The organism is Streptomyces sp. NPDC127092 (assembly GCF_042722475.1).
Classification (GTDB): domain Bacteria; phylum Actinomycetota; class Actinomycetes; order Streptomycetales; family Streptomycetaceae; genus Streptomyces.
This window is the reverse complement of record NZ_JBHXFE010000004.1, coordinates 207,636-232,202: the sequence shown is the minus strand read 5'-3', so window position 1 is coordinate 232,202 and position 24,567 is coordinate 207,636. Positions and strand designations below refer to the sequence as shown.

General features: G+C 72.2%; 24 protein-coding genes. 18 read left to right on the top strand and 6 right to left on the bottom strand.

Going from position 1 to position 24,567, the window contains the following annotated elements; all coding sequences use genetic code 11:
* Nucleotides 1–7: 7 nt before the first annotated feature.
* Nucleotides 8–1,132 carry a YihY/virulence factor BrkB family protein gene (locus tag ACFWJO_RS05420; RefSeq protein WP_386863495.1) on the bottom strand — a complete coding sequence of 375 codons (1,125 nt, stop codon included), beginning with the start codon at nucleotides 1,130–1,132 and terminating at the stop codon, nucleotides 8–10.
* A gap of 17 nt (nucleotides 1,133–1,149) precedes the next feature.
* On the opposite strand from ACFWJO_RS05420, the gene ACFWJO_RS05415 reads away from it, so the two are divergent.
* Together ACFWJO_RS05415 and ACFWJO_RS05410 are read left to right on the top strand one after the other, a co-directional pair.
* Nucleotides 1,150–2,802 carry an acyl-CoA dehydrogenase family protein gene (locus ACFWJO_RS05415; protein ID WP_386863494.1) on the top strand — a complete coding sequence of 551 codons (1,653 nt, stop codon included), beginning with the start codon at nucleotides 1,150–1,152 and terminating at the stop codon, nucleotides 2,800–2,802.
* Nucleotides 2,803–3,172: 370 nt separating this feature from the next.
* The gene (locus tag ACFWJO_RS05410) at nucleotides 3,173–4,474 is read left to right on the top strand and encodes a GAF domain-containing protein (RefSeq protein ID WP_386863493.1); all 1,302 of its coding nucleotides are present in this window, start codon (nucleotides 3,173–3,175) and stop codon (nucleotides 4,472–4,474) included.
* 3 nt (nucleotides 4,475–4,477) lie between these two features.
* Here the strand turns inward: ACFWJO_RS05410 and ACFWJO_RS05405 are convergent, their stop codons facing one another.
* From ACFWJO_RS05405 to ACFWJO_RS05395, 3 genes are all read right to left on the bottom strand, one after another.
* Nucleotides 4,478–5,521, bottom strand: a complete 1,044-nt coding sequence (locus ACFWJO_RS05405; RefSeq protein ID WP_386863492.1) for a hypothetical protein — start codon at nucleotides 5,519–5,521, stop codon at nucleotides 4,478–4,480.
* A 99-nt stretch (nucleotides 5,522–5,620) separates the two neighbouring features.
* The gene (locus ACFWJO_RS05400) at nucleotides 5,621–6,589 is read right to left on the bottom strand and encodes a carbohydrate kinase (RefSeq protein ID WP_386863491.1); all 969 of its coding nucleotides are present in this window, start codon (nucleotides 6,587–6,589) and stop codon (nucleotides 5,621–5,623) included.
* Nucleotides 6,590–6,621: 32 nt separating this feature from the next.
* On the bottom strand, nucleotides 6,622–8,658 hold the full coding sequence (locus tag ACFWJO_RS05395) for a glycoside hydrolase family 32 protein (RefSeq protein ID WP_386863490.1): 2,037 nt from the start codon (nucleotides 8,656–8,658) through the stop codon (nucleotides 6,622–6,624).
* 138 nt (nucleotides 8,659–8,796) lie between these two features.
* On the opposite strand from ACFWJO_RS05395, the gene ACFWJO_RS05390 reads away from it, so the two are divergent.
* The 16 genes from ACFWJO_RS05390 (at nucleotide 8,797) to ACFWJO_RS05315 (ending at nucleotide 23,246) form a co-directional block, all read left to right on the top strand.
* Nucleotides 8,797–9,804 carry a sugar ABC transporter substrate-binding protein gene (locus ACFWJO_RS05390; RefSeq protein WP_386863489.1) on the top strand — a complete coding sequence of 336 codons (1,008 nt, stop codon included), beginning with the start codon at nucleotides 8,797–8,799 and terminating at the stop codon, nucleotides 9,802–9,804.
* 49 nt (nucleotides 9,805–9,853) lie between these two features.
* A complete protein-coding gene (locus tag ACFWJO_RS05385; RefSeq protein WP_386863488.1) occupies nucleotides 9,854–10,870 on the top strand; it encodes an ABC transporter permease in 1,017 nt (338 codons plus the stop codon).
* Nucleotides 10,867–11,664: an ATP-binding cassette domain-containing protein gene (locus ACFWJO_RS05380; protein WP_386863487.1), complete on the top strand. Its 798-nt coding sequence runs from the start codon at nucleotides 10,867–10,869 to the stop codon at nucleotides 11,662–11,664. The genes ACFWJO_RS05385 and ACFWJO_RS05380 overlap by 4 nt, the downstream gene beginning before the upstream one ends.
* A gap of 119 nt (nucleotides 11,665–11,783) precedes the next feature.
* A complete protein-coding gene (locus ACFWJO_RS05375; protein ID WP_386863486.1) occupies nucleotides 11,784–12,806 on the top strand; it encodes a LacI family DNA-binding transcriptional regulator in 1,023 nt (340 codons plus the stop codon).
* A gap of 186 nt (nucleotides 12,807–12,992) precedes the next feature.
* Nucleotides 12,993–13,562, top strand: a complete 570-nt coding sequence (locus ACFWJO_RS05370) for a GNAT family N-acetyltransferase (RefSeq protein ID WP_386863485.1) — start codon at nucleotides 12,993–12,995, stop codon at nucleotides 13,560–13,562.
* A 232-nt stretch (nucleotides 13,563–13,794) separates the two neighbouring features.
* Entirely contained in the window at nucleotides 13,795–13,878 is an 84-nt protein-coding gene (locus tag ACFWJO_RS05365) for a putative leader peptide (RefSeq protein ID WP_351188065.1), read from the top strand.
* 126 nt (nucleotides 13,879–14,004) lie between these two features.
* The gene (locus ACFWJO_RS05360; protein ID WP_386863484.1) at nucleotides 14,005–15,702 is read left to right on the top strand and encodes a nitrite/sulfite reductase; all 1,698 of its coding nucleotides are present in this window, start codon (nucleotides 14,005–14,007) and stop codon (nucleotides 15,700–15,702) included.
* Nucleotides 15,703–15,730: 28 nt separating this feature from the next.
* Nucleotides 15,731–15,910 (top strand): hypothetical protein, encoded by a 180-nt coding sequence (locus ACFWJO_RS05355; protein WP_386863483.1) that lies wholly within the window; start codon nucleotides 15,731–15,733, stop codon nucleotides 15,908–15,910.
* Nucleotides 15,907–16,623: a phosphoadenylyl-sulfate reductase gene (locus ACFWJO_RS05350; RefSeq protein WP_386863482.1), complete on the top strand. Its 717-nt coding sequence runs from the start codon at nucleotides 15,907–15,909 to the stop codon at nucleotides 16,621–16,623. Before ACFWJO_RS05355 ends, ACFWJO_RS05350 begins: the two co-directional genes overlap by 4 nt.
* Nucleotides 16,623–17,201, top strand: coding sequence for an adenylyl-sulfate kinase (gene cysC, locus ACFWJO_RS05345; protein WP_384417059.1), 579 nt, complete (start codon nucleotides 16,623–16,625; stop codon nucleotides 17,199–17,201). The genes ACFWJO_RS05350 and cysC overlap by 1 nt, the downstream gene beginning before the upstream one ends.
* Nucleotides 17,198–18,133, top strand: a complete 936-nt coding sequence (cysD, locus tag ACFWJO_RS05340) for a sulfate adenylyltransferase subunit CysD (protein ID WP_386863481.1) — start codon at nucleotides 17,198–17,200, stop codon at nucleotides 18,131–18,133. The genes cysC and cysD overlap by 4 nt, the downstream gene beginning before the upstream one ends.
* Before the next feature lie 2 nt (nucleotides 18,134–18,135).
* Nucleotides 18,136–19,491 (top strand): sulfate adenylyltransferase subunit 1, encoded by a 1,356-nt coding sequence (locus ACFWJO_RS05335; RefSeq protein ID WP_386863480.1) that lies wholly within the window; start codon nucleotides 18,136–18,138, stop codon nucleotides 19,489–19,491.
* A gap of 203 nt (nucleotides 19,492–19,694) precedes the next feature.
* Nucleotides 19,695–20,804: an aliphatic sulfonate ABC transporter substrate-binding protein gene (locus ACFWJO_RS05330; RefSeq protein ID WP_386863479.1), complete on the top strand. Its 1,110-nt coding sequence runs from the start codon at nucleotides 19,695–19,697 to the stop codon at nucleotides 20,802–20,804.
* Between the two features lie 35 nt (nucleotides 20,805–20,839).
* Nucleotides 20,840–21,634, top strand: coding sequence for an ABC transporter ATP-binding protein (locus ACFWJO_RS05325; RefSeq protein ID WP_386863478.1), 795 nt, complete (start codon nucleotides 20,840–20,842; stop codon nucleotides 21,632–21,634).
* Nucleotides 21,621–22,499: an ABC transporter permease gene (locus ACFWJO_RS05320; RefSeq protein WP_386863477.1), complete on the top strand. Its 879-nt coding sequence runs from the start codon at nucleotides 21,621–21,623 to the stop codon at nucleotides 22,497–22,499. The genes ACFWJO_RS05325 and ACFWJO_RS05320 overlap by 14 nt, the downstream gene beginning before the upstream one ends.
* Nucleotides 22,500–22,502: 3 nt before the next feature.
* Nucleotides 22,503–23,246, top strand: coding sequence for a sirohydrochlorin chelatase (locus ACFWJO_RS05315; protein WP_386863476.1), 744 nt, complete (start codon nucleotides 22,503–22,505; stop codon nucleotides 23,244–23,246).
* A 19-nt stretch (nucleotides 23,247–23,265) separates the two neighbouring features.
* Here ACFWJO_RS05315 and ACFWJO_RS05310 read toward each other — a convergent pair whose 3' ends face one another.
* Together ACFWJO_RS05310 and ACFWJO_RS05305 are read right to left on the bottom strand one after the other, a co-directional pair.
* Entirely contained in the window at nucleotides 23,266–23,904 is a 639-nt protein-coding gene (locus tag ACFWJO_RS05310) for a DsbA family protein (protein ID WP_386863475.1), read from the bottom strand.
* A 46-nt stretch (nucleotides 23,905–23,950) separates the two neighbouring features.
* Nucleotides 23,951–24,520 (bottom strand): DUF1697 domain-containing protein, encoded by a 570-nt coding sequence (locus ACFWJO_RS05305; protein ID WP_386863474.1) that lies wholly within the window; start codon nucleotides 24,518–24,520, stop codon nucleotides 23,951–23,953.
* Nucleotides 24,521–24,567 lie beyond the last annotated feature (47 nt).

Here is a 24,567-nt window from a genome sequence, read left to right as displayed (position 1 = left end):
AGGCCCCCTAGTCCTTCTCCCGCCCCGCGTGCAGCCGTGCCTTCACGTCGTCCGGCGGCAGGAACCTCGACCACCGCTCCGGGAACTCCGACGGCATGTCCGGGTCGTCCTCGTCGACGTCCTCCGCCTCCGCGCGCAGGCGGGCGACCAGGTCGGCGGCCTGGGCGGCGCGGGCGCGTTCGTTGGCCTCACGGGCGGCGGCGGTGGCGACGGAGGGCCAGACGCGGTCGATGGCGGCGTTGACGGCGGCGCCGACGAGGACCGCGAAGGCGGAGATGCCGATCCAGAGGAGGACGGCGATGGGGGCGGCCAGGGAGCCGTAGATGGTGGGGCCCTCGACCTGGCTGGTGAGGTAGATGCGGAGGAGGAAGCTGCCGAGGACCCACATGCCGAGGGCGACGAGCGCGCCCGGGATGTCCTCGATCCACGGCGAGCGGACGGGGACGGAGACGTGGTACAGGGTCGTCAGGAAGGCGATGGTCAGGAGGATGACCGTCGGCCAGTACAGGACCGAGACGACTTCCGTGCCCCAGGGGACGAGCTCGACGAGGCGGTCGGGGCCGACGACGGCGAGCGGCAGGACGACGGCGCCGATGACGAGGGCGACGATGTAGAGCAGGAAGGCGAGCAGCCGGGTCTTGACGATGCCGCGGTGGCCGTCGAGGCCGTACATCACGGTGATCGTGTCGATGAAGACGTTGACGGCCCGGGAGCCCGACCACAGGGCGATGGCGAAGCCGAGGGAGATCAGTTCCGGGCGTTTGCCCTGGGTGACGTCTTCCAGGAGCGGGCGGGCGATCTCGTTGACGCCCCGGTCGGACAGGACCGTACGGGCGGCGTGGAGGATGTTCTCCTCGATGCTGGCGACGGTGTCGGTGTTGGTCCACTCGTCGGCGTAGCCGAGGAGGGCGATCAGGCCGAGCAGCAGCGGCGGGAGCGACAGCAGGGTGAAGAAGGCGGCCTCGGCGGCGAGGCCGAGGATGCGGTACTCGATGCACGAGTTGACCGTGTCCTTCAGCAGCAGCCAGACCATCTTCCGCTTGGAGACATTGCGGTAGAGGACGCGAGCGCGGTGGAGTCTGCTCCAGGGCCGCCGGTCGCGCCGTTCGGGTGTTTCGTTTGCTGCCTGCACCTCCTTACCGTATCGGCATGGAAGCCGGCACCCACACCGTGACCAACCAGGCTCCGCCCCTGGTGGGATACGACATGTTCGCGACCGACCGGGCCCTGGCGGAGGCCGTGGAGCGGCATCTCCCGCCGGAGGTGTACGCGGAGTCCCGCGACGAGCTGACGTCGCTCGGGGTCTCGGCGGGCTCGGCGCAGGCGCAGGAGTGGGGGCGGCTCGCGAACGAGTGCCCGCCGCGGCTGCGGACACACGACCGGTACGGCAACCGGATCGACGAGGTGGAGTTCGCTCCGGCCTGGCACCGGCTGCTCGGCCGCGGCGTGGCGGCGGGTCTCGCGGGTGCGGCGTGGGGCCGTCCGGGTGGTCATGTGCTGCGGGCCGCGAAGTTCCTGCTGGCCTCGCAGGTGGAGGCGGGGCACGGCTGTCCGCTGTCGATGACGCACGCGGCGGTGCCGGCGCTGCGGGCGGAGCCGGAGCTGGCGGCGGTGTGGGAGCCGCTGCTCGCCTCGCGGGTGTACGAGCAGGGGCTGCGGCCGCCGCTGGAGAAGGCGGGGGTGCTGCTCGGGATGGGGATGACGGAGAAGCAGGGCGGTAGTGACGTGCGGGCGAACACCACCCGGGCGGAGCCGCTGGCGGCGGACGGCGAGTACGTCCTGACGGGGCACAAGTGGTTCTGTTCGGCGCCGATGTCGGACGGGTTCCTGGTGCTCGCGCAGGCTCCGGCGGGGCCGACCTGCTTCCTCGTGCCCCGGGTGCTGCCCGACGGGACGCGCAACGCCTTCGCGATCCAGCGGCTCAAGGACAAGCTGGGCAACCGGTCGAACGCCTCCGCCGAGGTCGAGTTCGACGGGTCGACGTGGGCGCGCCGGGTCGGTGAGGAGGGGCGCGGGGTGCGCACGATCATCGGGATGGTGGCGGCGACCCGGCTCGACTGCGTGCTGGGCTCGGCCGCGCTGATGCGGCAGGCGGTGGCGCAGGCGGTGCACCACTCCTCGTACCGCCGTGCGTTCGGGGCTCTGCTCGTCGACAAGCCGCTGATGCGCAACGTGCTCGCCGATCTGGCGCTCGAGTCGGAGGCGGCGACGGTGCTCGGGCTGCGGCTGGCGGCGGCGTACGACTCCGACACGGCCGAGGAGCGGGCGCTGCTGCGGCTCGCGGTGCCGGTGGCGAAGTACTGGGTGACGAAGCGGTGCACGCCGGTGGTGGCGGAGGCGCTCGAGTGTCTGGGCGGGAACGGCTACGTGGAGGAGTCGGGGCTGCCGCGGCTGCTGCGCGAGTCACCGCTGAACTCGATCTGGGAGGGCGCGGGCAACGTGCAGGCGCTGGACGTGCTGCGGGCCCTGCAGCGGGAGCCGGCGGCACTGAACGCCTTCCTGACGGAGGTGGGGCGGGCGCGCGGCGAGGACCACCGGCTCGACCGGGCGATCCGGGACCTGCTGACCGAACTGGCCGATCTGGAGGGCGTCGAGGCGCGGGCGCGGCGGCTCACCGAGCGGATGGCGCGGGTGCTCCAGGGCGCGCTGCTGGTGCGGTGGGCGCCGCCGGAGGTGGCGGACGCGTTCTGCGCCTCGCGGCTCGGCGGGGACTGGGGCGCGGCGTTCGGGACGCTGCCGCACACGCTGGACCTGGCGGCTGTGGTGGACCGGGCGCGGCCGGAGCCGCTGTCCGCGGGGTGAGGCCGACGGTGGGCTCGACGTCCTCGGTCCGATGTCCTCGGCCTGAAGTCCGCAAGCGGCTGAACGTGCGTGCGGGGAGACCGTCTCCGGGGTGACGGTGGTGCTGTGCCGCGCGTGCCAGGGGTGGACCTGAGGGGGTCGGCACGCGCGGAAAAGCCGAGGGTGGTGCTGCGCCGACACGGCACCACCCTCCGCTTCGACTCCACCCTCTCTCCAGGGGGGCGGGGGTTGCCAGAGTTGCAAGAGGTTGCAGGATTACCGGAAGCGGCCCGCGCGTGACGCTGTGGAGCGGCACGATGGGCGCCGGGACACACACAGCGCAGAACCGATACAGCTCCGATACGGCACCGTGCGTGGCTGGGAGGGACCGATGAACCGAGCACAGGTCGACCTGAACCGGCTGGCCGCGATGGACGCCGCCAAGGCGACCCGGCTGCTGCACAAGGTCCGCGAGGAGACGCTGGCCGGCCGGACGCCGCCGGTGGCGCCGCGCCCGGTGATCGACGCCTCCTGGCAGCGGATGTTCCGGCTGGGCCTCGACCCGGACCAGAGCACGAGCAGTGTGCTGCTGCAGCGCGACGAACTGGAGGAGCGGCGCCGGTCCTCCGTGCTCGGCGAGGTGATGCGGACCCTGAGCGCGGGACTCGCCGGGATCGCCGACGCCTCCATGCAGATCATGGTGGTCACGGACGAACTGGGCCGGGTGCTGTGGCGGGAGGGCAACCTCGCGGTGATGCGCCAGGCCAACGGGATCTGTCTGGAGGAGGGCGCGGCCTGGAGCGAGCAGACCACCGGGACCAACGCGGTGGGTACGGCGCTGGCCATGGGCAAGGCCGTGCAGGTGCACTCGGCCGAGCACTACGTGCACACCCTGCACAACTGGACCTGTGCCGCCGCGCCCGTGCACGACCCGCGCGACCAGCGGCTGCTGGGGATCGTCGACGTGAGCGGGCCGGCGTCCAGCTTCCATCCGGCGACGCTCGCGCTCGTGGGTTCGGTGGCGCAGCTCGCGGAGGCGGAGATGCGGGACCGCCATCTGCGGTCGATCGAGCGGCTTCGCTCGGTGGCCGCGCCCATCCTGTGCCGGGTCGGCGGCCGGGCGATCGCCGTGGACACCCACGGCTGGACGGCGGCGGTGACCGGGATGGCGCCGGTGGACCGGCTCCCGCTGCCCAAGTCCTTCCGGGCGGGCCGGGTGTGGCTGCCCTCGCTCGGCATGTGCGCGGTGGAGCCGCTGCCCGGCGGCTGGCTGCTGCGGGTGCAGGAGGACGCCCGGCCGGCGGACGCCGGCTCGGGCGCGGCGAGCCGGGTGGTGCTGGACCTGAGCCGGCCGCGCCGCTGGACGGTGTCGGTGTCGGGGACGGCCGGAAGCTGGTCGCAGGAGCTGAGCCCGCGCCACGCCGAACTGCTGTACCTCCTCGCCCTGCACCCGGAGGGGCGGACGGCGGCGGAGCTGGCGCAGGACGTGTTCGGCGACCGGACGAGGACGGTGACGGTACGGGCGGAGCTGTCGCGGGTGCGGCGCAACCTGGCCGGCGTCCTGGCGCACCGCCCGTACCGCTTCAGCGAGGAGGTCGAGGTGGAGCTGCGCCGCCCCGACCACCCGATGGACCTGCTGCCGCAGTCGACGGCGCCGGCGGTGCTGGCGGCCCGCAGCGGGATGACGGCCTGACGGTCAGGAGGCCGCGAGCTTCTGGAACAGGACACTGACCGCATCCTGGTTCGTGACCAGCGGGAGGGTGTCGAAGTAGAGCTCCCATGCGCCGTCCGGGCCGAAGCGCTCCACGATGCCGAAGGGGACGTCGGTGCCGTGGTCGTTGGAGACGGTGCCGTGCCATTCGACGTAGGTGGTGGTCGTGCCGACGGCGACCTGGCCGGCCTTGAGCCGGAAGGTGCCCGAGCCGAAGAGGCGCTCCAGGTAGGCGCGCTTGCCGGCGTCGGTGGTGAGCGGGGCGCGCAGGCCGGGGCCCGTGAGCCGGGCGCCGGCGGAGCGGGCGAGCAGCGCCTCGGTGTCCTCGCCGTTCCAGGCGGCGAGGCGGGCCGGGACCTCGCCGACGCGGAAGCGGGCGGGCTCCTGCTGGGGGTGGGGCTCGCCGCTGTCGGCGACGCCGGCGAAGAGCGGCGCGGGCGCGTCCTCGGGCAGGGTGTCCTGGAAGAGGACGGCCCGGTCGTAGTAGCGGCGGGCCTGGATCGTGCGGCCCTCGTCGCCGAGGACGTTGCGGGCGATCTGGGGATAGCCGATGGTGCGGCCGCGCAGGGTGACCTCGTTCCACTGGCCGAACATCACGGTGCTGCCGTCGGCGACCACGTCGGTGCCGCGGTAGCTGAGGCTGGGCGCGAGGCGCAGCGAGCGGGTGATGGAGGCGCCGATCGCCGTGTGGCCGCGCTGCGCCTTGGCGCCGGCCTCCCAGAGGCTGGCCTCGGGGTCGAAGATGTCGAGGTAGGCCTGGACCCGGGGGTGGCTGACGTCTCCGACGGCGGGCGGGGTGCCGGTGGGGATCTCGCCGAAGGCGATCTGCCGCTCCATGAAGGCGCAGGCGTTGGGGTTGACGCGCCCTTCGAGCCGCTCGACCTTGGCGCGGGCGGCCGGGCAGTTCACCGTGCCGGCGGCCGCGGTGCCGCCCGACTGCGCCCCCGCCGTCGGGACGGTGACCGCCGCCCCCGCGACGACCGCCGCCGCCACCGCGATGCCCGTCAGTCCGCGTCGACCCGTACCCATGCCGTACCCCTTGTGTCTCGTGCTCCTGGTGCCGGGGGCCGTGTCGCCGTCCCGGTGTGATCACCTTGCCGGGCGGGCGGTGGGGCGGTCGATTACTCCTCAGGTAATGGAGCTGGTCAGCTCGTGTGCGTGCGGCGGGTTGGCGCCGCGGACGGCGCAGGTCGCGGCCGCCACCGTGGTGCCGAAGGTGACGGCCTCGCGCAGCAGTGCGGGGGGGAGGGTGTCGAGGCGGCCGCCGAGTGCGCCGGCCTGGTGGAGTCGGTGGAGCAGGCCCGCCGTGAACGCGTCGCCCGCGCCGACGGTGTCGACGACCCGGACGGGCGGGGCGGGGACGTGCTCGCGGATGCCGTCGTACGACACGAGCGCGCCGGCGCCGCCGAGGGTGACGATCACGAGCGGGACGCCCAGGCGGTGCCAGGTGTCGCAGGCGGTCTCGGGGGTGAGGCCGGGATGGAGGTGGGCGAGGTCGTCCTCGCTGAGCCGGAGCAGGTCGGCGAGGGCGCACCAGCGCGGGAGGCGGGCCCGGTAGGCGGCGGGGGCGACGAGCAGGGGGCGGACGTTGGGGTCGAGGGAGATCGTGGTGGTGGGGCGGAGCTCGGCGAGGAGTTCGTCGACGGCGGCGGCGCCAGGCGCGCGGACGAGGGCGAGGGAGCCGGTGTGGAGGTGGGCGGGCCGGGCGGCGGCGACGGGCGCGAGTTCGGCGCGGGTCCACTGCCAGTCCGCGGTGTTCTCGGCGTGGAAGGAGTACTCGGCGGCGCCGTCGGGGCCGAGGCCGGCGACGGCGAGGGTGCTGGGTTCGGTGGCGTCGGGGCACAGGTCGGTGCGTACGCCGGACTCGGCGAGGCGGCGGCGGAAGAGTCCGCCGAAGACGTCGCCGGAGAGGCGGGCGACGAGGTGGGTGGGCGTGCCGAGGCGGGCGAGCGCGACGGCGGTGTTCGCGGGCCCGCCGCCCGGCAGGACGTCGAGCCGGAGGCCCGGTCCCTCGGCGGCATCGGTCGCTTGGGGCGCGACGAAGGCGTCGGCGACGCATTCGCCGAGTACGGCCACGGGGCGGCGGGGCGCGGTCATGCGGGGGTGCCTTTCGGTGTGCGGGCGGGTGGTCAGTCGGTGAGCAGGGCCGGCCCGAGCGGGGTGAGGGAGGCGCTGACGAGCCGGATCCGGCCGGTGGGCGCGGTGAACTCGACGGCGTCGGATTCGCGGTAGCGGGGGTAGGCGCGGGCGGTGAGGGCGGCGCCGTCGCCGGTGAAGACCTCGACGGAGGAGCGGTCGATCAGGACGTCGAGGGCGAGGGTGTTGCCGGGGCCGGGTGTGGTGTGGGTGGTGAAGGTGGCTGGGGTTCCGTAGCCGGCGCGGGTGGTGTCGAGGGTGAGGGTGCCGGTGGACTTCTCGTAGCGCAGTTCGGTCGCCTCGGCGGCGGAGGCCTTGAGGCGCAGGGTGACGGTGTCGGCGGTGGTGGCGCCGAGGTCGATGACGGTCTTCAGGCGGGCGCTGTCGCCGCGTCCGATGCGCCAACTGCCCTGGACCGTCTTGCCGTTCACGGTGGCCGGGGTGCCGGCGGCGAGGGTGTCGGTCTCGGCGACGGGCCGCTGGCCGAGCCGGCCGTCGGCGGTCAGGAAGAGTTCCCGGTGGAGGGCCTGGGCACCGGCCCAGCCGCCGATCCGGGTGGGTTCCTTGGCGTTCCAGTCGCTCATCCAGGCGGTCATGAGCCGGCGTCCGGCGTCGTCCCGGTAGCTCTGGGCGGCGTAGACGTCGCCGCCGCCGTCGAGGACGCCGTGGCGTTCCGGGGTGAAGCGGCTGCCGTCGTACGCGCCCACGGCGTAGCGCTGCAGCGACTGTCCGCCCTCGTTGGTGGAGTAGAGCAGGACCCACTTGCCGTCGAGCGGGAAGAGGTCGGGGCACTCCCACATCGCGCCGGTGGTGCCGTCGCCCTCGGTGAGGACGCCGCCGTACGTCCAGGTGCGCAGGTCGTCGGAGGCGTAGAGGTGGACCTTGCCGCGGCCGGCGTCGCCGGAGCCGACGGCCATCTTCCAGCGCCCGTCGACGGGGTCGCGGAAGAGCTTCGGATCGCGGAACCCGGCGGAGGAGCCGGGCGGGGCCTGCGCGATGACCTCGGCGCCGGGGCTGAAGGCGACGCCGTCGGTGCTGGTGGCGATCTCGACGGTCTCGGCGGTGGCGCCGGGGCGGGCGGCGGTGTCGGTGAACCGGGTGTACGCGACGGTGAGGGTGCCGTCGTCGTCGACGGCGCTGCCGCTGAAGATCCCGCTGTTGTCGGTGGGGGTCGCCGGGGGCGCCGGGGTGAGGGCGACGGGGAGTTCGCGCCAGTGGACGGCGTCGGGGCTGTCGGCGTGCGCCCAGTGCATGGGGCCCCACTTGGGCGCGTCGGGGTAGTACTGGCTGAACAGGTGGTGGCGGCCGCGCCACTGGATCAGTCCGTTGGGGTCGTTGATCCAGCCCTGGTAGGGCGTGTAGTGGTACTGGGGCCGCAGCGGGTCGGCGGCGTGGTCGCGCCGCGCGGTGGGCTGGTTGGCCTGGCCGAGGGTGCGGAAGGTGAGGCCGTTGTCGTCGCGTACGGCGGCGTCGCCGACGCGTACGTCGTCGAGGTTGATGTGACCCCAGCCGCCGGTCTTGCGGTCGACGACCTCGAGGTGGACGGCCTGGCCGCGCCACGGCGAGGTGTCCCACACGGTGCGCACGTAGGCCTCGTCGTCGGTGCCGGTCTGGGTGACCAGCCGGGCGCCGTCGGCGTCCCTGACGAGGGCGACGTACAGCCGCTGCGGGTCCCAGCCGCCGGCGACGAGGAAGCTGAGCCGCGAAGGGGCGGCGAAGGTCGAGGACTTGAGGGTGCCGGTGGCGTCGTCGCCCGCCGCGGCGAAGCCCCAGAGGTGGTGACCGCCCCGGTGGTGGAAGGGGCCGCCCCAGTAGGTGGTGGCGGTGCTGACGGCGCCGGGCCCGAAGGCGGTGCCTTCGGCGACGGTCCAGCCGGTGAGGTCCCCGGTCTCGAAGCCGGGGTTGACGGGCCCGGCTGCCAGGGTCCGCGTCGTGGCGGCATGGCTGGTCAGGGGGGTTGCGAGGGGGAGGGTCGCGGCGACGAGCGCCGCCGCGAGAAGGGTGGTGTGCGGTGCTTTCCAGCTGCTCATCCGGAAGCCTCCGTTGCCAACTCGTAACGAGTAGGGGGCATTGACGTTGCTCGCCGCGGAGTCCATCATCCTGGCCAGTCGATGTCAACGTTGACATAAGTCAACGATGACACCCCAGCGTCCCCGAGGAGCCGCGCCATGAAGCGCACCTTCCGCACCGCCGTGTCACTCGTCGCCGCCACCGCCTCCGCCTCCCTGCTGCTCACCGCCTGCGGTGAGGGCGCCAAGGGCGCCGGCGGCAGCGGCGGGGCGGTCAAGGTCGGCCTGATCACCAAGACCGACACCAACCCGTTCTTCGTCAAGATGAAGGAGGGCGCGGAGGAGGCCGCCGAGAAGGCGGGTGCCCAGCTCTCCACGGCGGCGGGCAAGTTCGACGGCGACAACGAGGGCCAGGTCACGGCCATCGAGAACATGGTGGCCGCCGGCGTGAAGGGCATCCTCATCACGCCCAACGACTCCAAGGCGATCGTCCCGGCCATCGAGCAGGCCCGGAAGAAGGGCGTCCTCGTCATCGCCCTCGACTCCCCCACCGACCCCCAGGACGCCGCCGACGCCCTCTTCGCCACCGACAACCTCAAGGCCGGCGTGCTGATCGGCGAGTACGCCAAGGCCGCCATGGCGGGCAGGCCGGCGAAGATCGCCACCCTCGACCTCGCCCCGGGCGTCGCCGTCGGACAGCTGCGGCACGACGGCTTCCTCCAGGGCTTCGGCCTCGCGAAGAACGACCCCGCCGTGGTCTGCTCCCAGGACACCGGGGGCGACCAGGCCAAGGGCCAGACGGCGATGGAGAACTGCCTGCAGAAGGCCCCGGACATCAACGTCGTCTACACCATCAACGAGCCCGCCGCCCTCGGCGCGTACAGCGCGCTCAAGGCCAAGGGCCGGCAGAAGGACGTCCTGATCGTCTCCGTCGACGGCGGCTGCACCGGCACCAACGCCGTCAAGGACGGGAAGATCGCGGCCACGTCGCAGCAGTACCCGCTGGTCATGGCGGCCAAGGGCGTCGAGGCCGTGGTCGCGTACGCCAAGAACGGCACCAAGGCCTCCGGCTACGTGGACACCGGCGTCACCCTCGTCACGGACGCGCCGGCCAAGGGCGTCGCCGCCAAGGACACGGCGTACGGCCTCGACAACTGCTGGGGCTGACCGCCCCGTTCACCGCACCGCCCGCCTCCCTTCCTCCCCAGGAGCACCGTTGACCACCACGACCACCGCCCCGGCCGGAGCGGCCCCCGCGCCGGCCGCCACGACCGGCCCGCGCGGCCGGCAGCTGCTCACCCATCCCACGACCGGACCGCTCGTCGCCCTGCTCGCCGCGTGTCTGTTCTTCTCCTTCCAGAGCGACCAGTTCCTCTCCGGCGGGAACCTCTCCCTCGTCGTCCAGCAGGTGATGGTCGTCGGCACCCTCGCCCTGGGCCAGACGCTGATCATCCTCACCGCCGGCATCGACCTGTCCTGCGGCGCGGTCATGGCCTTCGGATCCATCGTGATGGCGAAGCTCGCCGCCGACGGGACCCTGCCGCCGCTGCTCGCGGTGATCGCCGGGATCGGCGTCTGCGCCCTGTTCGGCCTCGCGAACGGCGCGCTCGTCACCCAGGTCAAGCTGCCGCCGTTCATCGTGACGCTCGGCATGCTCAACATCGCCTTCGCGCTCACCCACATCTACTCCGACGAGCAGACCGTCACCGAACTCCCCGGGGCGCTCACCGCGCTGGGCGAGACCTTCCCGCTGGGCCGCACCGACATCACGTACGGCTCGGTGCTCACGATCGTCCTCTTCCTCGCCTTCGCCTACTTCCTCGGCCAGACGGCCTGGGGCCGCCACACCTACGCGCTCGGCAACAGCCCCGAGGTCGCCCGGCTCACCGGCATCCGCACCACCCGGCTGCTGCTCGGCATCTACACCCTCGCGGGCGTGATCTACGGCATCGCGGCCCTGCTCCTGATCTCCCGCACCGGCGTCGGCGACCCCAAGGCCGGCCAGACCGACAACCTGGACGCCATCACCGCGGTGGTCCTCGGCGGCACCAGCCTCTTCGGCGGGCGCGGCGCGGTCCTCGGCACGCTCGTCGGCGCGCTGATCGTCGGCGTGTTCCGCAACGGCCTCCAGCTCATGGGCGTGGGCTCGATCTACCAGACCCTGATCACCGGCGGCCTGGTGATCCTCGCCGTGGCCGTCGACCAGTTCTCCCGCAGGAAGGCCCGCCGATGAGCACCACCACCGACACCGACACCGTCACCGCCACCCCCGTCCTGCGGGCCCGCGGCCTGGTGAAGCGCTACGGCCAGGTCACCGCGCTCGACGGCGCCGACTTCGACCTCATGCCCGGCGAGGTGCTCGCCGTGATCGGCGACAACGGCGCCGGCAAGTCGAGCCTGATCAAGGCGCTCACCGGCGCCCTCCAGCCCGACGAGGGCACGATCGAGCTCGACGGGAAGCCGGTCCGCTTCCGCGACCCGCTCGACGCCCGCCGCCACGGCATCGAGACCGTCTACCAGGACCTGGCGGTCGCCGCCTCCCTCGACATCGCGAGCAACATGTTCCTCGGTCGCGAGGTGCGCCGGCGCGGACCGCTCGGCTCGGTGTTCCGGATGCTCGACAACAAGAGGATGCGCGAGGAGTCGGCGGCGCACATGGCCGACCTGAAGATCGGCCTCCGCTCCTACACCCAGGCCGTGGAGACGCTCTCCGGCGGTCAGCGGCAGGGCGTGGCGGTGGCCCGGGCGGTCGCCTGGGCGCAGCACGTGGTGGTGATGGACGAGCCGACGGCCGCGCTCGGCGTGAAGGAGTCCGGCCAGGTGCTCGACCTGATCCGCCGGGTCCGCGACCGGGGCCTGCCCGTCGTCCTCATCAGCCACAACATGCCGCACGTCTTCGAGATCGCGGACCGGATCCACGTCCAGCGGCTGGGCCGCCGGGTGGCACAGCTGCGGCCGGCGGACCACACGATGGCGGAGGTCGTGGCGATCATGACGGGCGCGCTCACGGTGGAGGGGGAAGCGTAGGCGGTGTCTCGTCGATCAGGGGTCGCGAGCCGGGCATGATCGGCGCGGCATCCCCTGGGGCGGGCCCTGGAGGTACGGTCGGGGATCGGCAGGTCCCACGACGACAGGAACGGTGATCAATGGCGGGCACCCGGCGGCCGACCCTCGCCGATGTGGCGGAGCGGGTCGGCGTGACCCCGAAGACCGTGTCCCGGGTGCTCAACGAGGACGGTCCGGTCTCCGCGGCGACCCGCGAGAAGGTGCTCGCGGTCGTCGAGGAGCTGGGCTTCCGGCCCAATCTCATGGCCCGCAACATGCGGGTGGGGGCGCGTGACTCGACGGTCGGCCTGGTGGTGCCCGACATGGGCAACCCCTTCTTCGGCACGGTCGCCGGCGGGGTCGAGCAGGTCGTACGGGACCGGGGGCTCACGCTGCTCATGGGCTCCTCCGGCGAGCGGCAGGAGGCGGAGCACGCCCTGATCACCACCTTCCTGGCCCGCCGGATCAGCGGTCTCCTCGTCGTGCCGGCGGCCGGGAGCGACCATCGCTTCCTGCGCCGGGAGCGGGAGAGCGGGCTGCCGCTGGTCTTCCTCGACCGGCCGGGCTCGGGACTGACCGCCGACGCGGTGGTCAGCGCGAACGAGGAGGGGGCGCGGACCGGGGTGGCGCACCTGATCGCCCACGGTCACCGCCGGATCGCGTTCATCGGTGACCGGCCGGCCACGCTGTACACGCGCAAGATCCGGCAGCGCGGCTACCAGAAGGCCCTCCAGGAGGCCGGCATCGCGCCGGATCCGGCGCTGGTGGTCACGGCGCACGACCCGTACGCGGCGGGGGTGGCGGTACGGCGGCTGCTGGCCCTGGCCGATCCGCCGACCGCGTTCTTCGCGGCGAACAACTTCGCCACCCTCGGTGTGGTCCCGGCCCTCGCGGAGGCGGGGCGGCGGGACGTGGCCGTGGTCGGCTTCGACGACATCCCGCTGGCGGGAGTCCTGGAGCCGGGCCTCACGGTCGTGGCGCAGGACCCGGCGGCGATGGGACGGGCGGCGGCCGAACAGCTGCTGGCCCGGCTCGACGGCGACCGCTCGCGCGCGGTGACGCGCACGGTCCCGGTGGCCCTGGTGCCACGCGGCTCGGGCGAGCTGCGTCCGGAGACACGGTAGAGCCGAGCCGCACCCGGCCAGGGCGGGGAGCCGTCCGGGGCCGACTGCGAGCCGCCCGGGGCCGACCGCGAGCTGTCCGGCGCCGAAACCGCGGGCTGTCGTCCACAGCTGTCCGCATGGCGGACAGCTTGTCCGCCAGGACCGAACACGGTGGGAATCCTCCGCTCCGCGTGATGCGATAAGCCCATGAGCATCACTCTCACCACCTGGTCCCTGGAACAGACCTCGCCGTCCGACCTGCGCCCGGTCCCCGCGCCCGAGGGCCGCGACCTGCGGATCGTGCGGGCCGAGGTGCCCTCGGCGGAGTTCAGCCGCTTCCTCTACACCGCGGTCGGCGGCGACATCGCCTGGAACGACCGGCTCTCGCTCACGTACGCGCAGTGGCAGGAGCTCGTGGAGAAGCCGGGCGCCGAGATCTGGGTGGCGTACGAGAAGGGGACGCCGGCCGGGTACGTGGAGCTGGACCCGCAGGACGACGGTGTGGTGGAGATCGTCTACTTCGGCCTGATCCCCGCCTTCCGGGGCCGCGGCATCGGCGGACACCTCCTCTCGTACGGAGTGGAGCGCGCCTGGGACCTGGCCGAGCGCTGGCCCGAGCGCGTCCCGACCAAGCGGGTGTGGCTGCACACCTGCTCGCTCGACGGTGAGCACGCGATGGCCAACTACGAGCGCCGCGGCTTCCGGCTCTTCGACACGAAGGTGGAGCAGGTCGAGCCGGCCGGCAACCCGGGCCCGTGGCCCGGCGCGTACGCCTGAGCCGCGGACGGCTCACGCCCGATCCCGCCACGGCTCACGCCCGAGCCGCGGACGGCGTCCGCCCGAGCCGCGCGTCCCGCGCGGACGCGGGACCGCTCCTCTCCCCCGAAGGGGCCCTGAGCTGGGCCCCTTTCGCGTGACCCACGCCACACCATCTCGCAGAGCGAGACCCTATTGTCCAAATCCTGGACGAAGCTGGACTGGGTCCAAAGTCCCGTGACACGCTTCCGTCATGTCTGGAACTGGAATTGCCTTGGTGAGTCGGCGGCACGTCGACCTCGGCCGCATGTCCAGCGCCATCTGTTCGGCGCGCTGAGAAGACCAGCACCGCCGAACCACTCTCCTGACGTCCTGAACTCTGCGCACTGTCGCGCCACCTCCTACCCGAGCGCGAGTGTGCAGGTCAGAGCCGCCCTCTCGCAGTCCCGAAGGACAAAACGCCATGGCCGCCACCCCGGAAAACCCCACTCCCGCCGCCGCCCGCCGCAAGACCGGGCGCCACCGTGGCGAGGGTCAGTGGGCCGCGGGGCACTTCACCCCGCTGAACGGCAATGAGCAGTTCAAGAAGGATGACGACGGTCTCAATGTGCGGACACGTATTGAGACGATCTACTCCAAGCGGGGCTTCGACTCCATCGACCCCAACGACCTGCGCGGACGCATGCGCTGGTGGGGCCTCTACACCCAGCGGCGCGAGGGCCTGGACGGCACCAAGACCGGTGTCCTGGAGCCGGAGGAGCTGGACGCCGAGTACTTCATGCTGCGCGTCCGCATCGACGGCGGCCGGCTGACCACCGATCAGCTGCGGGTGATCGGTGAGATCTCCCAGGAGTTCGCGCGCGGCACGGCCGACATCACCGACCGGCAGAACGTCCAGTACCACTGGATCCGGATCGAGGACGTCCCGGAGATCTGGAACCGCCTGGAGGCGGTCGGCCTGTCGACCACCGAGGCCTGCGGCGACACCCCGCGCGTCATCCTCGGCTCGCCGGTCGCCGGCATCGCCGAGGACGAGATCATCGACGGCACCCCGGCCATCGACGAGATCTACCGCCGGATCGTCGGCAACAAGGACTTCTCCAACCTGCCCCGCAAGTTCAAGTCCGCGGTCTCCGGCTCGCCGCTGCTCGACGTGGCGCACGAGATCAACGACATCGCCTTCGTCGGCGTGAACCACCCGGAGCACGGTCCCGGCTTCGACGTCTGGGTCGGCGGCGGCCTGTCCACCAACCCCAAGCTCGGCGTGCGGCTCGGCACCTGGGTCTCGCTCGACGAGGTGCCGGACGTCTACGAGGGCGTCATCTCGATCTTCCGCGACTACGGCTACCGCCGGCTGCGCAACCGCGCGCGCCTGAAGTTCCTGGTCGCCGACTGGGGCGCGGAGAAGTTCCGCCAGGTCCTGGAGGACGAGTACCTGAAGCGCAAGCTGACGGACGGTCCCGCCCCCGAGCAGCCGGCCGGCCGCTGGCGCGACCACATGGGCGTGCACCGGCAGAAGGACGGCCGCTACTACATCGGCTTCGCCTCGCGCGTGGGCCGGGTCGACGGCGCCACCCTCACCAAGATCGCCGACCTGGCCGAGCAGCACGGCTCCGGCCGGCTGCGGACCACCGCGGACCAGAAGATGATCCTCCTCGACGTCGAGGAGGACCGGGTGGACTCCGCGGTCGCCGCCCTGGAGGCGCTCGACCTGCGGGTGGACCCGTCGCCGTTCCGGCGCGGCACGATGGCCTGCACCGGCATCGAGTTCTGCAAGCTGGCCATCGTCGAGACCAAGGCCCGCGGCGCTTCGCTGATCGACGAGCTGGAGCGCCGCATCCCGGAGTTCGACGAGCCGATCACCATCAACATCAACGGCTGCCCGAACGCCTGCGCCCGCATCCAGGTCGCGGACATCGGTCTCAAGGGCCAGCTGGTCCTGGACGACGACGGCAACCGCGTCGAGGGCTACCAGGTGCACCTGGGCGGCGCGCTCGGCCTGGAGGCCGGCTTCGGCCGCAAGGTCCGCGGCCTGAAGGTCACCTCGGCCGAGCTGCCCGACTACGTCGAGCGGGTCCTCAAGCGCTTCCAGGCGGAGCGCGAGGACGGCGAGCGCTTCGCCACCTGGGCGGCGCGGGCGTCCGAGGAGGCCCTTTCGTGAGCGCGGCGAGCGAGACGAGGGATTCCGCATGAGCGAGCGCGCGGCGCCGTTCCACTGCCCGTACTGCGGCGACGAGGACCTGCGCCCCGGCGAGCAGGGACACGGCGCGTGGGAATGCCGGGCGTGCAGCCGAGCCTTCCAGCTGAAGTTCCTGGGGCTGCTCGCCCCGGGCACTTCGAGCAACACCGGCGGAGGGGAAGAGATATGACGACCACTCAGGACGTGACGGACGCGACCGCGGCCGACCTGAAGGCACTCGCCGAGCAGGCCGGCCGCGAGCTGGAGGACGCCTCCGCCCTGGAGATCCTCCAGTGGGCCGCCGACACCTTCGGCAAGCGCTTCTGCGTCACCTCCTCCATGGAGGACGCGGTCGTCGCCCACCTCGCCTCCCGTGCCATGCCCGGTGTGGACGTCGTCTTCCTCGACACCGGCTACCACTTCGAGGAGACCATCGGCACCCGTGACGCCGTCGACGCCGTCATGGACGTCAACGTCATCACGCTGACCCCGCGGCAGACCGTGGCCGAGCAGGACGCCGAGTACGGCCCGAAGCTGCACGACCGCGACCCCGACCTGTGCTGCGCGCTGCGCAAGATCAAGCCGCTCGAAGAGGGCCTGACCCGGTACGCCGCGTGGGCCACCGGCCTGCGCCGCGACGAGTCCCCGACCCGGGCGAACACCCCGGTCGTCGGCTGGGACGAGAAGCGGCAGAAGGTGAAGATCTCCCCGATCGCCCGCTGGACCCAGGACGACGTCGAGGCGTACGTCCTGGAGCACGGGGTGCTCACCAACCCGCTGCTCATGGACGGCTACACGTCCGTCGGCTGCGCCCCCTGCACGCGCCGGGTCCTCGAGGGCGAGGACGCCCGGGCCGGCCGCTGGGCCGGCCGGGCCAAGACCGAATGCGGGCTGCACGGCTGATGACCACCACCCCCCAGACCTCCCAGACCTCCCAGGAGAACCACGTGACCGGTGCCACCATCTGGCTCACGGGCCTGCCGAGCGCCGGCAAGACCACCATCGCGTACGAGCTGGCCGGCCGGCTGCGCGAGGAGGGTCAGCGCGTCGAGATCCTCGACGGCGACGAGATCCGCGAGTTCCTCTCGGCGGGCCTCGGCTTCAGCCGCGAGGACCGGCACACCAACGTGCAGCGGATCGGCTTCGTCGCGGAGCTGCTCGCCTCGCACGGCGTGAAGGTCCTGGTCCCCGTGATCGCCCCGTACGCCGACAGCCGCGAGGCCGTCCGCAAGCGCCACCAGGCCGAGGGCACCGCCTTCGTCGAGGTGCACGTGGCCACTCCGGTGGAGGTGTGCTCGGTCCGTGACGTGAAGGGCCTGTACGCCAAGCAGGCGGCGGGCGAGATCAGCGGCCTGACCGGCGTCGACGACCCGTACGAGGCCCCCGAGTCGCCCGATCTGCGGATCGAGTCCCAGAACCAGACCGTGCAGGAGTCCGCGGCGCAGCTGCACGCGCTGCTCACCGAGAGGGGTCTGCTGTGACCACCGTTGCCCACGTCCACGACGCCACCGACAGCCCGTTCGCGCTGTCGCACCTCGACTCGCTGGAGTCCGAGGCCGTGCACATCTTCCGTGAGGTGGCGGGCGAGTTCGAGCGGCCGGTGATCCTGTTCTCCGGCGGCAAGGACTCCATCGTCATGCTGCACCTGGCGCTGAAGGCCTTCGCCCCGGCGCCGGTCCCCTTCGCGTTGCTGCACGTCGACACGGGACACAACTTCCCCGAGGTCATCGAGTACCGCGACCGCGTGGTCGCCGAGCACGGGCTGCGCCTCCACGTCGCCTCCGTGCAGGACTACATCGACGCGGGCAAGCTGCGCGAGCGCCCGGACGGCACCCGCAACCCGCTGCAGACCGTGCCGCTGACCGAGGCGATCCAGCAGCACCGCTTCGACGCCGTCTTCGGCGGCGGCCGCCGCGACGAGGAGAAGGCCCGCGCCAAGGAGCGGGTGTTCAGCCTCCGCGACGAGTTCTCCCAGTGGGACCCGCGCCGCCAGCGGCCCGAGCTGTGGCAGCTGTACAACGGCCGGCACGCCCCCGGCGAGCACGTCCGCGTGTTCCCGCTGTCCAACTGGACCGAGCTGGACGTCTGGCAGTACATCCAGCGCGAGAAGATCGCGCTGCCGGAGATCTACTTCGCGCACGAGCGCGAGGTGTTCCGGCGCAACGGCATGTGGCTGACCGCCGGCGACTGGGGCGGCCCGAAGGACACCGAGACGGTCGAGACGCGCCTCATCCGCTACCGCACCGTCGGCGACATGTCCTGCACCGGCGCGGTGGACTCCGACGCCACCACGCTGGAAGCCGTGATCAACGAGATCGCCGCGTCCCGGCTCACCGAGCGGGGCGCCACCCGGGCGGACGACAAGCTGTCCGAGGCCGCGATGGAAGACCGCAAGCGCGAAGGGTACTTCTAACCATGAGCACGTTCACCGAAGAGCCCACCTCCGGGCACGCCGAGCTCGCGGCCACCACCCTGCTGCGCTTCGCCACCGCCGGCTCCGTCGACGACGGCAAGTCGACCCTGGTGGGCCGGCTGCTGCACGACTCCAAGTCGGTCCTCGCCGACCAGCTGGAGGCCGTGGAGCACGCCTCGCGTTCGCGCGGCCAGGAGGCCCCCGACCTGGCGCTGCTCACCGACGGCCTGCGGGCCGAGCGCGAGCAGGGCATCACCATCGACGTGGCGTACCGCTACTTCGCGACCCCGCGCCGCCGCTTCATCCTCGCGGACACTCCCGGGCACGTGCAGTACACCCGGAACATGGTGACCGGCGCCTCGACGGCCGAGCTGGCCGTGGTCCTCGTCGACGCCCGCAACGGCGTCGTGGAGCAGACCCGCCGGCACGCCGCCGTCGCCGCGCTGCTCCGGGTCCCGCACGTGGTGCTCGCCGTGAACAAGATGGACCTGGTCGACTACCAGGAGCCGGTGTTCGCCGCGATCGCCGAGGAGTTCACGACGTACGCGTCGGAGCTGGGCGTCCCGGAGATCACCGCGATCCCGATCTCCGCGCTCGCCGGCGACAACGTCGTGGAGCCGTCCGCCAACATGGACTGGTACGGCGGCCCGACGGTCCTGGAGCACCTGGAGACCGTTCCGGTCAGCCACGACCTGACGGCCTGCCACGCGCGCTTCCCGGTGCAGTACGTGATCCGTCCGCAGACCGCCGAGCACCCCGACTACCGGGGCTACGCGGGTCAGATCGCGGCCGGCGCGTTCCGGGTGGGCGAGCAGGTCACCGTCCTGCCCTCCGGCAGGACGTCCACGATCAGCGCGATCGACGCGCTCGGCGAGTCCGTGGACATCGCCTGGGCGCCGCAGTCGGTGACCATCCGGCTCGCCGACGACATCGACATCTCCCGCGGCGACCTGCTCGCCCCGGTCGCCGACGCCCCGGCCACCAGCCAGGACGTCGAGGCCACCGTCTGCCACGTGGCGGACCAGCCGCTCACGGTGGGCCAGCGGGTGCTGCTCAAGCACACCACCCGTACGGTCAAGGCGATCGTGAAGGAGATCCCGTCCCGGCTCACCCTGGACGACCTCTCCCAGCACCCGAACCCCGGGCAGCTCGTCGCCAACGACATCGGCCTGGTGAAGGTCCGCACGGCCGAGCCGCTCGCGCTCGACTCGTACGCGGACTCCCGCCGTACCGGCTCGTTCCTGCTGATCGACCCGGCCGACGGCACGACCCTGGCCGCGGGCATGGCGGGCGAGTCCTTCGCCGGCGCCAAGGCCGCGAAGCCGGCCGTCGAGGACGAGGACGGCTGGGACTTCTGATGGGCCACCAGGACGTGTACACGACGTTCGCGAGGGAGGGCGGCCGGGTCGGCTCCGGCGCCCTCGGTGCGGGCCGGGGAGGTGTGGCGCGATGTGCGCGCTGACCTCTGTGCGCCGCCGCCACGGCGCGACGGCGCTCCACCCCGTACGACACCGACGCAAACGCAGACTTCGCTGAAGCCGACCCGAGGGGAACACCTCCCGTGCCTGCCACCACCCGTACCACCCTGCGCCGCGGCCTGGCCGCCGCAGCCGCTCTGCCCCTCCTGATCGGGGCGCTCGCCTCCTGCGGCTACGGCTCCCAGGCCAAGAACGACCAGAAGAAGGTGGCCGCCGTGGGCGAGAAGCTCTCCGCGGACTCCGTACGGCTCGGGTACTTCCCCAACCTGACGCACGCGACGGCCCTCGTCGGCGACCGGGAGGGCATCTTCCAGAAGGAGCTGGGCGGCACCCTGCTGGAGGTGTCGACCTTCAACGCGGGGCCGTCGGAGATCGAGGCGCTGAACGCCGGCTCGATCGACATCGGCTTCATCGGCCCCTCGCCGGCCATCAACGGCTACACCAAGTCCAAGGGCGGCAACCTGCGCATCGTGGCCGGTGCGGCCTCCGGTGGCGTGAAGCTGGTCGTCAACCCGGAGAAGATCAAGACGGTCGACGACGTCAAGGGCAAGCGGATCGCGACCCCGCAGCACGGCAACACCCAGGACGTGGCCTTCCTCAACTGGGTGTCCCAGCAGGGCTGGAAGGTCGACTCGCAGAGCGGCAAGGGCGACGTCTCCGTGCTGCGCACCGACAACAAGATCACCCCGGACGCCTACAAGTCCGGTTCCATCGACGGCGCGTGGGTGCCGGAGCCGACCGCGTCGAAGCTGGTCAGCGAGGGCGCGAAGGTGCTGCTCGACGAGTCCGACCTGTGGCCGGGCAAGCAGTTCGTGATCACCAACGTGATCGTGTCGCAGAAGTTCCTCGCGGAGCACCCCGACGTGGTCGAGGCGGTCCTGCGCGGCTCGGTGAAGACCAACGCGTGGATCAAGGCCGACCGGGAGCGGGCGAAGGCCTCGGCCAACGCCAGGCTGAAGGAGCTCACGGGCAAGCCCCTCGGCGACGAGGTGATCGACGGCGCCTGGCCGTCGATCCGGTTCACCGACGACCCGCTGGCCGCGACGCTCCAGGCGCAGGCGGACCACGCGGTGAAGTCCGGTCTCCTCAAGGAGCCCGACCTCGTCGGCATCTACGACCTGAAGCCGCTGAACAAGGTCCTGAAGGCCGAGGGCCGGCCCGAGGCGTCCGACGCCGGTCTCGGCGTCAAGTAACCAAGTCCGCAAGCGCTACCCAGGAGGTGACGACCATGGCCACGACCACGACGCTCGCCAAGGCCGACGACCGCGTCCGCGCGACGGGTCACGCCGCGCGCATCGAGCACGTCTCGAAGTCCTTCGGCGGTCCCGCCGGCGGCCAGCTCGTCCTCGACGACATCTCCCTCGACGTCGCCCCCGGCGAGTTCGTCACCCTCCTGGGAGCCTCGGGCTGCGGCAAGTCCACCCTGCTCAACCTCGTCGCCGGACTCGACTCACCCACCGCCGGCTCCATCACCACCACCGGCCGACCCGCCCTGATGTTCCAGGAACACGCCCTCTTCCCCTGGCTGACCGCCGGCAAGAACATCGAACTCGCCCTGAAACTCCGCGGCGTCCCCAAGCCCGACCGCCGCCCCGAAGCCGAACGACTCCTCGAACTCGTCCGCCTCACCGGCTCCTACGGCAAACGCGTCCACGAACTGTCCGGCGGCATGCGCCAGCGCGTCGCCCTCGCCCGCGCCCTCGCCCAGGACTCCCAGCTCCTCCTCATGGACGAGCCGTTCGCCGCACTCGACGCCATCACCCGCGACGTCCTCCACGACGAACTCACCCGCATCTGGCGCGAAACCCAGCTGTCCGTCCTGTTCGTCACCCACAACGTCCGCGAAGCCGTACGACTCGCCGAACGCGTCGTCCTGCTCTCGTCCCGCCCCGGCCGCATCGCCCGGGAATGGACCATCGACATCCCGCAACCGCGCCGCATCGAGGACACCGCCGTCGCGGAACTGTCCGTCGAGATCACCGAAGAACTGCGTGGGGAGATCCGCCGCCATGGCCAGCACTGACACCAAGACCGACGACCTGGCCGGTCTGGAAGCCGGCCTCGACGCCCTCGACACCGTCCAGGTCCGCACCACCCCGGTGCGCGAAGTCCTCCTGAAGAAGGTCCTGCCCCCGGTCCTCGCCGTCGTCCTCGTCGTCGCGGTCTGGCAGCTCCTGGTGACACTGAAGGTCACCGACGAGGGCAAACTGCCCGCACCGTCCGCCGTCTGGGACAGCCTGACCACCATGTGGCTGGAAGGAACCCTCCTCGGCGTCCTGTGGACCAGCGTGTCCCGCGCCCTGCTCGGCTTCCTCCTCGCCCTCGCCATCGGCACCCCCCTCGGCCTGCTCGTCGCCCGCGTCGCCGTCGTCCGCACCGCGATCGGCCCCATCCTCTCCGGCCTGCAGTCCCTGCCCTCGGTCGCCTGGGTGGCCCCGGCCGTCCTCTGGCTCGGCCTCAACGACTCCATGATGTTCGCCGTCATCCTCCTCGGCGCCGTCCCCTCCATCGCCAACGGCCTCGTCGCCGGCGTCGACCAGGTCCCGCCCCTGTTCCTGCGCGCCGGACGCACCCTCGGCGCCACCGGACTCAAGGGCGCCTGGCACATCGTCATGCCCGCCGCCCTCCCCGGCTACCTCGCCGGCCTCAAGCAGGGCTGGGCCTTCTCCTGGCGCTCCCTCATGGCCGCCGAAATCATCGCCTCCTCCCCCGACCTCGGCCTCGGCCTCGGCCAACTCCTCGAAAACGGCCGCAACAACTTCGACATGCCCGGCATCTTCCTCGCCATCATCCTCATCCTCCTCGTCGGCGTCGCCATCGACCTCCTCGTCTTCAGCCCCCTCGAACGCACCGTCCTGCGCCGCCGCGGCCTCCTCGTGAAGGCCTGACCCATGAGCTCCCCGACTCTCCTCGTCATCGCCCACGGCAGCCGTGACCCACGGCACGCGGCGACCGTCCAGGCCCTGGTGGCCCGGGCCGCCGCGCTGCGGCCGGGGCTGCGGGTGGAGACGGCGTTCCTGGACTTCAACCTGCCGTCCGTGACGGGGGTGCTCGACCGGCTCGCCGCCGACGGGGTCCGAGAGGTGGTGGCCCTGCCGCTCCTCCTCACCCGCGCCTTCCACGCGAAGGCCGACATCCCCGCCGTACTGCGCCAGGCCCCGGCCTCGCTGCGGATCCGGCAGGCGGAGGTCCTGGGCCCGTCGCCGCTGCTGATCGCGGCGGTGGAACGGCGCCTGTACGAGGCCGGGCTGAGGCCCGGCGACAAGAGCACGACCGGGGTCGTCCTGGCCTCGGCGGGCTCCACCGACCCGGAGGCGATCGCAGTGATCGCAGAAACGGCGCGGGAGCTGCGGAACACCGGTTGGTGCTCCGTGCGGCCTGCGTTCGCCTCCGCATCTCTTCCCCGCACGGACGAGGCGGTACGGGCGCTCCGCGCCGACCCGGGCGTCCGCCGGGTGGCCGTGGCCCCGTACGTCATCGCCCCGGGCCGCCTCCCGGACCGCATCGCGACGGGCGCGGCGGAAGCCGACCTCCTGGCGGACGTCCTGGGCCCCGCCCCCGAACTGGCCCGGCTGCTCGTGGAGCGGTACGAGGAAGCGGCCCTGGTCCCGGAGCGGGTGGCCGTCGCGGGTTAGGAGCCGTCCGGCGCGGGCCTCAGCCGAAGTCGAGGCCGCCCGTGCGGGTGCGCTTGATCTCGAAGAGGTCGGGGTGGGCGGCCAGGACGCGGAAGCTGTCGAAGAGTTCGGCGGCGCGCTCGCCGCGCGGGATGGCGCGCAGTACGGGGCCGAACCAGGCGGTGCCGTCGACGTGGATCGTCGGCGTGCCTACGTAGGCCTCGGCCTCGGGGTCCTTGCCGGCGTCGTGGCTGCGGCGGACGGTCTCGTCGTACGCGGGGTCGTGGGCCGCCGCGGCGAGTTCGGCGGGGAGGCCGAGTTCGGCGAGGGACTCGGCGATCACGGCGTCGAAGTCCTTGTTCTTCTGCTCGTGGATGCGGGTGCCGTACGCGGTGTAGAGCGGGCGCAGGATCTCCTCACCGTGCTGCTCGGCGGCCGCGGCGGCGACCCGGACCGGGCCTATGGAGTCGTCGACGAGGGTCCGGTACCAGTCGGGCAGTTCGTTGCCCTCGTTGTGGAAGTAGAGGCTCATCACCCGGAAGCGCAGGTCGATCGCGCGGTGCTGTTCGACTTCGAGGATCCAGCGGGAGGTGATCCAGGCGAAGGGGCAGGCGGGGTCGAAGTAGAAGTCCACGGTCGGCACGGTGGGCGCGGTCGGTGCGGTCGTCTCGGTGGTCATGACCGGAACTCTAGGTCCTGGGTGGCCCGTCGGGGCGGGCCATTCGTCAATCGTCGGACTGGGCCACTTCGGTCAGTTCGACGAGCTTGCAGACGGTGTTCCAGTTGCGTGCGGTGGCGGTGACGCCCTTGAAGAGGGCGGGCCTGGACAGTGCCTCGCCGAGCTTGGAGCGGCCGAGGCCGTCGGGCGCGTAGAGGTAGAGGACGCGGTCGCCGAGCGCGAAGGCCTCGGGGCGGAAGGCCTCCTGGTCGAGTCCGGCGAAGCGCTGCTCGTCGACGGGGCCGGAGAGGTAGTAGGCGTGGAGCTGCCTGGCCTCGAGGTCGGCGGCGGGGAAGGGGCAGTCCCGCTCGACGGCGGCGAGGTAGTCGTGGTCGCGGACGAGACAGTCGACGGTGAAGCCGAAGTGCTTCTCGACGGCCGCTTCGACGGCCTGCCTGACGGCCTCGTCGGAGCGTTCGGCGCCGGGGACGGCGAAGACGGCGTTGCCGCTCTGCAGGTAGGTCTTCACGTCCTGGTATCCGAGACCTTCGAGGACGGCTCGGAGTTCCGCCATGGGGACCTTGCGGTGTCCCCCGACGTTGATGCCGCGGAGCAGCAGGGCGTACGTCGTCGTCATGGTCACACCATAGGGCGACCGCCGTGCCCCGTGGGGGAGGGCACGGC